Origin of the sequence: uncultured Clostridium sp. (assembly GCF_900547735.1) — a bacterium.
GTDB lineage: Bacteria > Bacillota > Clostridia > Lachnospirales > Lachnospiraceae > Otoolea.
On the sequence record NZ_URHZ01000133.1, the window covers coordinates 1 to 7,737 of the forward strand.

At 48.4% G+C, this 7,737-nt stretch carries 7 protein-coding genes; 3 read left to right on the forward strand and 4 right to left on the reverse strand.

Annotated features, from left to right (window positions below):
- Window positions 1-676 precede the first annotated feature (676 nt).
- Window positions 677-1,300 carry a hypothetical protein gene (locus tag QZT18_RS23025; RefSeq protein ID WP_294152003.1) on the forward strand — a complete coding sequence of 208 codons (624 nt, stop codon included), beginning with the start codon at window positions 677-679 and terminating at the stop codon, window positions 1,298-1,300.
- Between the two features lie 151 nt (window positions 1,301-1,451).
- On the opposite strand, the gene QZT18_RS23030 is transcribed toward QZT18_RS23025, so the two are convergent.
- Window positions 1,452-2,228, reverse strand: a complete 777-nt coding sequence (locus QZT18_RS23030; RefSeq protein ID WP_294152004.1) for a class I SAM-dependent methyltransferase — start codon at window positions 2,226-2,228, stop codon at window positions 1,452-1,454.
- Between the two features lie 558 nt (window positions 2,229-2,786).
- Here QZT18_RS23030 and QZT18_RS23035 point away from each other — a divergent pair.
- Complete coding sequence (locus tag QZT18_RS23035) at window positions 2,787-3,263, forward strand: GNAT family N-acetyltransferase (RefSeq protein WP_294152006.1); 477 nt, start codon at window positions 2,787-2,789, stop codon at window positions 3,261-3,263.
- Window positions 3,264-3,429: 166 nt separating this feature from the next.
- Here QZT18_RS23035 and QZT18_RS23040 read toward each other — a convergent pair whose 3' ends face one another.
- Entirely contained in the window at window positions 3,430-3,951 is a 522-nt protein-coding gene (locus QZT18_RS23040; RefSeq protein WP_294152008.1) for an AAA family ATPase, read from the reverse strand.
- A gap of 224 nt (window positions 3,952-4,175) precedes the next feature.
- On the opposite strand from QZT18_RS23040, the gene QZT18_RS23045 reads away from it, so the two are divergent.
- A complete protein-coding gene (locus tag QZT18_RS23045; RefSeq protein WP_294152010.1) occupies window positions 4,176-5,057 on the forward strand; it encodes a LysR family transcriptional regulator in 882 nt (293 codons plus the stop codon).
- A gap of 16 nt (window positions 5,058-5,073) precedes the next feature.
- Here QZT18_RS23045 and QZT18_RS23050 read toward each other — a convergent pair whose 3' ends face one another.
- Window positions 5,074-5,466: a hypothetical protein gene (locus QZT18_RS23050; protein WP_294152012.1), complete on the reverse strand. Its 393-nt coding sequence runs from the start codon at window positions 5,464-5,466 to the stop codon at window positions 5,074-5,076.
- A gap of 128 nt (window positions 5,467-5,594) precedes the next feature.
- A complete protein-coding gene (locus QZT18_RS23055; protein WP_294152014.1) occupies window positions 5,595-7,358 on the reverse strand; it encodes an FAD-dependent oxidoreductase in 1,764 nt (587 codons plus the stop codon).
- Window positions 7,359-7,737: the final 379 nt, after the last annotated feature.

Sequence of the window (7,737 nt, forward strand, 5' to 3'; positions counted from 1 at the left end):
TCAGGGGCTGATTGTCTCTTTCGTCAAGTGTGGGGGGAGGTATTGTCGCGGCCACCATGTAGTCGTGAACTTTTTACCTTAAGAAGGTATTTTAGGCTGGATTTAAAGAAAAATCCAAAGCTATATTTTTAGAAAAATCAAAAAATTCAACGGTTATTCAAAGATACGCCAGGTGCTAAAGCTCTGATTCATCAATTGAATACCATGCAGAAGGCATTCTCCCGGAATTCGAGGAAATGTAGTGGCAACGACAATACCTCCCCCCTTTGAAGGAATAAGAACAATTCAGCGGCCGCAGGCCAGGGATTCGGGATGGCGACAACCTTCGCGTCTTCAGTCCCGGCCCATAACCTGCCCGTGGGGAAGGAGGGAGAAAACTTTCCGGAGGGGACATTGGAATCCGCCGGTGCTTGATGAGGTTTTACACGAATCTAGCACCCGCTGCGCATTCCACAAGCGGGAGCGGGTCCCCGCAGGAATTTTTTCTCCCGGATTCCCCACCCGCGACAACCAAAAATCCGGGACTGAAGACTCACAACCTCCCTCTCACCATCCCGCCCCCGACCGTCCCGGCGGCGTTCTCATTTCTCCTCCAATCTTACAATTGATTTTTTATCTTCTTCTGGTATAATAATTTTAGTACCACGAAAACAGGGAATCGATGAAAGGAATCACCATGATTACATTAGAAAGAACCAGCGTAATGAATATGGAGAATGCTCTCCGCGGCGCAAGAAATCCCCTTAACAGCTGGAACCGCACGGACAGCTCTTACGATGAGAAGGGCAACTACATCCTCGGTCCGAATGATTTGAATCTGGCTAAGAAGCTGCGCATGGCCGGAAGCGATCACCGCAAATATGTCCGTCAGATCCTCGTATCTGTTGACATTACAGCTCCGCTCTACTGGTGGAAAGAATATGATACATATAAAATTGCAACCGTTGCCAATTCCTGCAGTACGATGCACAAGATTGCAAGCAAGCCGTTCACGTTAGACGACTTCAGCTGCGATCACATGACACCTGCAACAAAAGAATTTATGCAGGGCGTTGTCGATAAGATGGAGGAAATCCGCCTCAGATATCTGGAGACCAAGAGCAAAGACCACTGGTATGATATGATCCAGCTCCTTCCTACCAGCTACAATCAGCTTCGGACATGCTCCTTTAACTATGAGACTCTGATCAATATCTACTATGCAAGAAAAGATCATAAGCTGACCGAGTGGCACACATTCTGTGACTGGATTCAGACACTGCCATATGCACAGGAGATTATCATCGCAAACGGCAAATAATTGGAAATGGAATATTGATAAAGAAAGAGGGACGGGAAGAATTTCACTTCCGGCCCCTCTTTTTAAGTTTAACGTAATATTTTACATCTCTTCTTTGTGTTTATGTATCCGGCCGCAGGGCCGTTTCCGCAATTGGCACTCATGTCCCGTTTCAGATAAGTTTACACGGCTGCAGATCGTTTCTTTTCACTGCGCGTGTGGCCACGAAACAGGGGATGTTGTGCTCTTTTAGATTTCCTTCGTCATTGATGTCTTCCATTATATGAGTCAGGATGAATCCCGCCTCAAGCTGTCCTCCAAGCTGCTCATCCATTGTATGGGAAAACTGTACTCCGCTGTTGTCGGCCTCCAGTTGTTTCATATGTTCCTCATTTTTCAGCGGGTTAAAGGGCAGTGAGTTCAAAAGCTCTTTCTCGTCATCGCCAAAAATATAGTTTATGCCGTTATCAAGCCCTGCAAGCAGGATTCCTCCGTCCTTCAGGATGCGGTAGCACTCCCTGAAAATCGGTTTTACTTCTTCCACATAGCAATTGGAAACGGGATGGAAGATCAAGTCAAAGCTCTCATCTTCAAACGGTAGCGGTTTCGTCATATCCGCTCTGATGATCGTGATGTCGTAGCCCTCACGCTCTGAAACCATTTTTTCCTGAGCCAGTTGTTTCTCCGAGTAGTCAAGCACAGTGCACTGCGCTCCAGCCGCCGTAAAGAGCGGCATCTGCTGTCCTCCGCCACTTGCAAGTCCCAGCACCTTCTTCCCGCGCAGATCACCGAACCATTCTGCCGGTACTGTTTTATTCGGCGTCAGCACGACCTTCCAGTCGCCGCGGAGGGCGCGCTCAAATTCTTCGTGTGATATGGGAGTTCCCCATACCCAGCCATCCTTCACCCATTGGTCAATTGTTTTTGAATTAATATCCTGATAGTTCATTATTATCTCCTTATGAATCTTTACTTCACTGCGTGTATATTATACGTATCTGTTTTAAGTATCTGTTTGTCCTTTAATTGTTCTTTCATTCTTCTTTCATTCTTCTTTCATTCTTCTTTCATTCTTCCGGTTACCGTGATGCGGGGCGGCGGCCGCACCTTTTCTATTGTATTATAGTTAGAGATATCTGTCAATTAAGGAAAGCCACCGGAAAACGCCTTGATAAAGGCATTTAAAAAGGCCATTTGTAAAAGCATCTTCTAGCTGTTCACGGGGAATGTTCCGCGAGGTGTTTTTTGTGAGTGAAACGCAGCAAAAGTCACAGAAAACCCGAGGATTGCGGAGCGAAACGGCGTTTTTTGCCTTTTCTGTGCATCGCGCAGCATGTTACTGAGCACGGAGTGAACAGTCAGAGCATCTTCTAAACGTTTCCTGAATGATTTGACATTTTCACCGGCAGATATTAGACTGAAGATAGCCGGGCGGAACCAGACCGCATCGTCCTAATAAACGTGGTTAAAAACGCAGTACAGGAAAATAAAAGGGAATTGGATGACTATGAAAAAGATTTTAATAGAAACGGAACGGCTTTACCTCGCGCCGCAAAATATCGAAGAAATGAATGCTTTATATCACAGCGAAAAAGACAGTGGAATGAAACAGGCCTACCATGAAATGCTCGAAACCATGCAAAGCCTGCCAGGCCGGGAAGAATGGGGCTCCAACTGGAAAATCACTCTGTCCGGCGGGACGCAGGTCGGTGAAATCGGCTTTAAGGGCGCTCCCGATGCGGAAGGAATCGTGGAGCTCGGCTACGGGATCGGTGAGGAGTTCAGGCGGAACGGCTATGCGACAGAGGCCGTAAAAGGCATATCCAAATGGGCATTTGGGCAGGAGGGTGTCAGATGCGTCACCGCCCAGACCGAACCGGATAATAAAGCATCCCAAGGGGTGCTGCAGGGCAGCGGCTTTATCCGCGATGGTTACGGTGAAGAAGGCCCCCTCTTTAAAAAATATAAGCCCGACTCTCTTTAAAATAAAAAACAAACCGTACAGCAGCAGTTTCCAGGCTAACTCTGATACGGTTTATTTTTTATTTGTCACAAATCCATATTTTATAAGCTATAATTTGTGATATTTATTTCACTATCAATTCTCTTTGTTTTACGCGGCTGTCTCAATGTTATCATTGCTTTGTCTATTAAATTCTGGACAGGCAGTTCTTAATGATTTCTGCCGTTCCTTCGATACCGAATTTGGAGCTTGTAACTACTAAATCATATTCCACCGGTTTTCCGTCTGCAGTTATCGCGAAGTGCTTTCTCGTCTCTTTGCGTTTATCATCCATCTGGGCGATGATTTCCTCCGCCTTATCGCGCTCCACTTTTTCACTCTCCATGGCCCAGAAAATCTTGCTTTCCATGTCGGCTTTGATAAATACGTTGAAATTCCTCGGTCTTCCCTGAAGAACTGCGGAAGCACATGTGCCTACGAAGATGCAGGAACCCTTGTCCGCCAGGAATTTAATGGTTTCACAGTAGGTCTTATATTCGTTCTCTTCTGCGTCTTCCCCGTTCACCTGAACCAGTCCGTACTTCTCAGCGGCCTCTAACAGTTCATTCTTGCCGTAGCAGTGAATTCCCGTGCTTTTGGAGAGCCACTCCGCAATTTTTTTCCCGTTGCTTCCATATTCTCTCTCGATACATACTGTCCTGTTCGTCATATCCGTTCCTCCTGATTGGGTATCCCCCGTTCTTTATATCCCTATTATACGTTATTTTTTTAACGATATCTAATACTTATTTTTTATCTTTTCATAACTTTCATGTTATGATTTTCTCTTATTTTGTTGTGTTTTTGACGTGTAGTAATTATAATATAGCTATATCCTGTCACGGTTCAAAAGGCAGGATTCCCAGGTATACAGAACAAAAGAAAGGAACCATTATGGAACTCTTGCAGCTTCGCTACTTCCTCGTAGCGGCAAAATACCAGCATATGACAAAAGCGGCCGAAGCGCTTCAGATTGCCCAGCCCGCCCTCTCCCAGTCCATTAAGCGTCTGGAAAACGAATTGGGTGTCACACTCTTCGACCGCGAAAAAAGAAATATCCGCCTCAACGACACGGGACGTTTTCTGGAAAAGCAGTTAATTCCCATCCTGGCATCCCTGGAAGAACTTCCGGCCGCACTGCAGGAAAGGGCCAGCCAATCGGTCCACACGATACACCTCAATCTGCTGGCTGCGTCCAGGCTGGTCACCGACTGTATTATTGAATATAAACAGCTTCATCCCGATGTTAATTTCCGGCTCTGGCAGAACCCCGACGTGGAAAATGAAGATTTGTGCATCTCCACCGCGTTCCCCGGTGAAGAACTGAAGGGAAACGGGAACATCATTCTAAAGGAGGCATTCTTCATGGCCGTCCCCTCCTCCTCCCCTGTTGCCGGACGCCCCTCCATCCGGCTGGAAGAGCTGCAGGGGGAAGGTTTCATCAGCCTGTCCAATAACAGACCGATGCGGCGCATCTGCGACCGCTTCTGTCTGGAATCCGGATTTACGCCGCATATCATCTGTGAAAGCGACAATCCCGAATCCGTGCGCAACTTGATTGCGGCAGGCCTTGGCATCGGGTTCTGGCCGGAGTACTCGTGGGGACTTTTATCCACGCCAAAGGTTGCCCTGATTCCCATTGAGCATCCCGTCTGTAAACGCGATATCATCCTGACCCGTCGCTCCACTGAGGAAAATGAGAAGGTACTGGAAGACTTCTGCCGGTTTCTCAGCAAATATGCAAAACGGGAGGACGTAAAACAGTCCTCCCATTAGTGATTTACTTATTTGATTATCTGCAGGAATTCTGCATGGACGCTGCCGGTCTTCCACCGAAGGACGGAATTGTCTGGATTCCGTTCTGCCATCCGGCGCCTGTATTGCCGCCCTGGCAGCTTCCGCCGGTCTGGCAGTTTCCGGTCTGGCAGTTTCCTCCGCTCAGACAGTCAGTACCGTTCTGGCAGTTTCCTCCCGTCAGACAGTCGCCGCAGCTAAAATCGCCGCAGAATCCCTGGCCGCCTCTCTGGCCGAAGTTTCCTGAAAGCATTCCTGAATTAAATATAGAACCGGAGCTGTTACCCGGAACACAGGTCGTGAACATAGCAGCCTGGGATGTCATTGCCGGTGCTGCTGCAACCATAAACACGGTCAGGGCTGCTGCGGAAAGTAAACGTAATTTCATCATGGTAAATCCTCCTATTTGTTTCAAAATTATTACATTTCTGTTACAAAACTATAATAACACAATAAAACTGGAAGATATACCGGTAAATTCTGCCATATATTACTTCTATCTCCTATATGATTCCGCCCCTATTTCCCCTGATCCAACGGGCAGCCCGGGATTTCGGCAGGAATAGCCCTGCTGTTCTTATTCTCAAAATCTCTGTGATGCTGCGTTTTATAGAAGTTAATTCCTCCCTCCATAACCTGAACGCGTGAGAAACCGTTCTGCATCAGGATACGCGCCCCATTGTAAGCTCTGATTCCCGCCGCACAGATAACGGCCGTCATCTTATCCTTATCAAGCTCGCCGAGACGCTCCCTCAGTCTGCCAAGCGGAATATGCACGGAACCGGGAATGTGGTATTCTGCAAATTCACCGTCCTCTCTCACATCCAGGATCGTCATATCCTTTGCCGCCTCTTTATCCGCCGCCATTTCATCCAGTCCGGCACAACTGATAAACGCCACCAGACCGTCCAGCACGTTCTCCGCTACAAATCCCAGCATATTGACCGGGTCCTTCGCCGATGAGAAAGGCGGAGCGTACGCTAACTCCAATTCCTCCAAATCGTAGATCGTACCGTGGCCGCGCATGACCGATGCGATCACGTCAATCCGCTTATCCGCTCCCTCCGGACCCACGGCCTGGGCGCCGAACAGACGGCCGTCACGGTCAAACAGCATTTTAAGATGAAGAACCGTGGAGCCGGGATAATATCCTGCATGGGATCTCTGGCTGATGAGGATGGAAAAATAATCTTTATCCTTCTCTTTTCCCATGGCCCGGAGCGTCTTCTCATTGACTCCGGTAACGGCTGCCGAATAGTCAAAGACCTTGGCAACCGAGGTTCCCATTGTTCCATGGTACTCTTTTCTGTCTCCGGCCAGATTGTCGGCACAGATTCTGGCCTGCCGGTTGGCCGGGCCTGCAAGCGGTATCATCGCCGGTGTTTCCAGGACAAAATTCTCCACCTCGACCACATCGCCTACGGCATATATACTATCATCCGATGTCTTCATATAAGAGTCCGTCACAATGCCGCCCCGTGCATTTAGCTTAAGCCCCGCCTCCCTGGCAAGACCGCTGTTTGGTTTTACCCCGATGGAGAGAAGCACCATGTCGGCGCGGACGGTTTTCCCGCTGTTTAGCGTAATCAGGGTGCCGCCGCCCTCTAACGCCTCAAAAGAGGATACTCCGTCGCCCAGAATCAGGTTCACGCCATTCTCCGTCATATTTTCATGGAGCAGTTCCGCAAGTTCATAGTCGAGAGGAGCCATTACCTGGTTCTGCATCTCGATTACGCTCACGCCGATTCCGGCTTTGTTCAGGTTCTCGGCCATCTCAAGGCCGATAAATCCACCTCCGATCACGGCCGCCGCGGACGGTTTCTTCTCTTCTATAATCTTCTTAATCCGGTCGGTATCGGGCACGGTCCAGAGCGTATAGATTCCCTCGCCGTCTATGCCCGGAATCGGAGGAACCATCGGGGAGGAACCGGTCGCAATCACCAGATCGTCATAAGGCTCTTCATACGTTTTTCCCGTTTTCCTATCCAGCACCGAAATCGTCTTATCTTCCCTATGAATTGCCGTCACCTCGCTGCCGGTCCGCACGTCAACGTCAAAACGGGCCTTCATGGTCCCGGGATTCATTAAGAGCAGCGCATTCCTGTCCTGGATTACGCCGCCAATGTAATACGGCAGGCCGCAGTTTGCATAGGAAATATAATCACCGCGCTCAAATACGACAATCTCCCTGTCGTTGTCTCTTCTCCTGAGCCTGGCCGCCGCGGTGGCTCCTCCCGCCACGCCGCCTATGATGAGCGTTCTTCTCTTTCCGTTTTTTTCCATATCTATATCCGCCTTTCGCATTAATTGTTAGCATTGATTGTTAGCATTACTTTCTTATGTTGCTATTATAACAGCAACTATATGTCTTTACTGTGATTTTGTCACATTCTTTTTTCTTTTAATTTTGTAGCGTCTTCCTGCCGTTCCGCAATATACCGGTTTCTTATCGGAATTTATCTGTCCGTAAATTTGACAGGAAGATTCCTTCCCTTTATAATAAAAGGCAGTACCGTGGTAATTTGAGGATTTAATTGAGGGGCGAGGACGCCTCTGTAAGACGACGGACGGGGTGGTGGGAGGTTGGCTATGAGTCTTCAGTCCCGATTTGCAGGTTGTGGTGAGGGGGAATCCAGGAGAAAAAATTCCTACGGGGACTCGC

What these genes read in the sequence shown, in the direction of transcription:
- QZT18_RS23025 (WP_294152003.1), top strand. Translation starts at nt 677, where the DNA reads ATGATTACATTAGAAAGAACCAGCGTAATGAATATGGAGAATGCTCTC.
- QZT18_RS23030 (WP_294152004.1), bottom strand. Translation starts at nt 2,228, where the DNA reads ATGAACTATCAGGATATTAATTCAAAAACAATTGACCAATGGGTGAAG.
- QZT18_RS23035 (WP_294152006.1), top strand. Translation starts at nt 2,787, where the DNA reads ATGAAAAAGATTTTAATAGAAACGGAACGGCTTTACCTCGCGCCGCAA.
- QZT18_RS23040 (WP_294152008.1), bottom strand. Translation starts at nt 3,951, where the DNA reads ATGACGAACAGGACAGTATGTATCGAGAGAGAATATGGAAGCAACGGG.
- QZT18_RS23045 (WP_294152010.1), top strand. Translation starts at nt 4,176, where the DNA reads ATGGAACTCTTGCAGCTTCGCTACTTCCTCGTAGCGGCAAAATACCAG.
- QZT18_RS23050 (WP_294152012.1), bottom strand. Translation starts at nt 5,466, where the DNA reads ATGATGAAATTACGTTTACTTTCCGCAGCAGCCCTGACCGTGTTTATG.
- QZT18_RS23055 (WP_294152014.1), bottom strand. Translation starts at nt 7,358, where the DNA reads ATGGAAAAAAACGGAAAGAGAAGAACGCTCATCATAGGCGGCGTGGCG.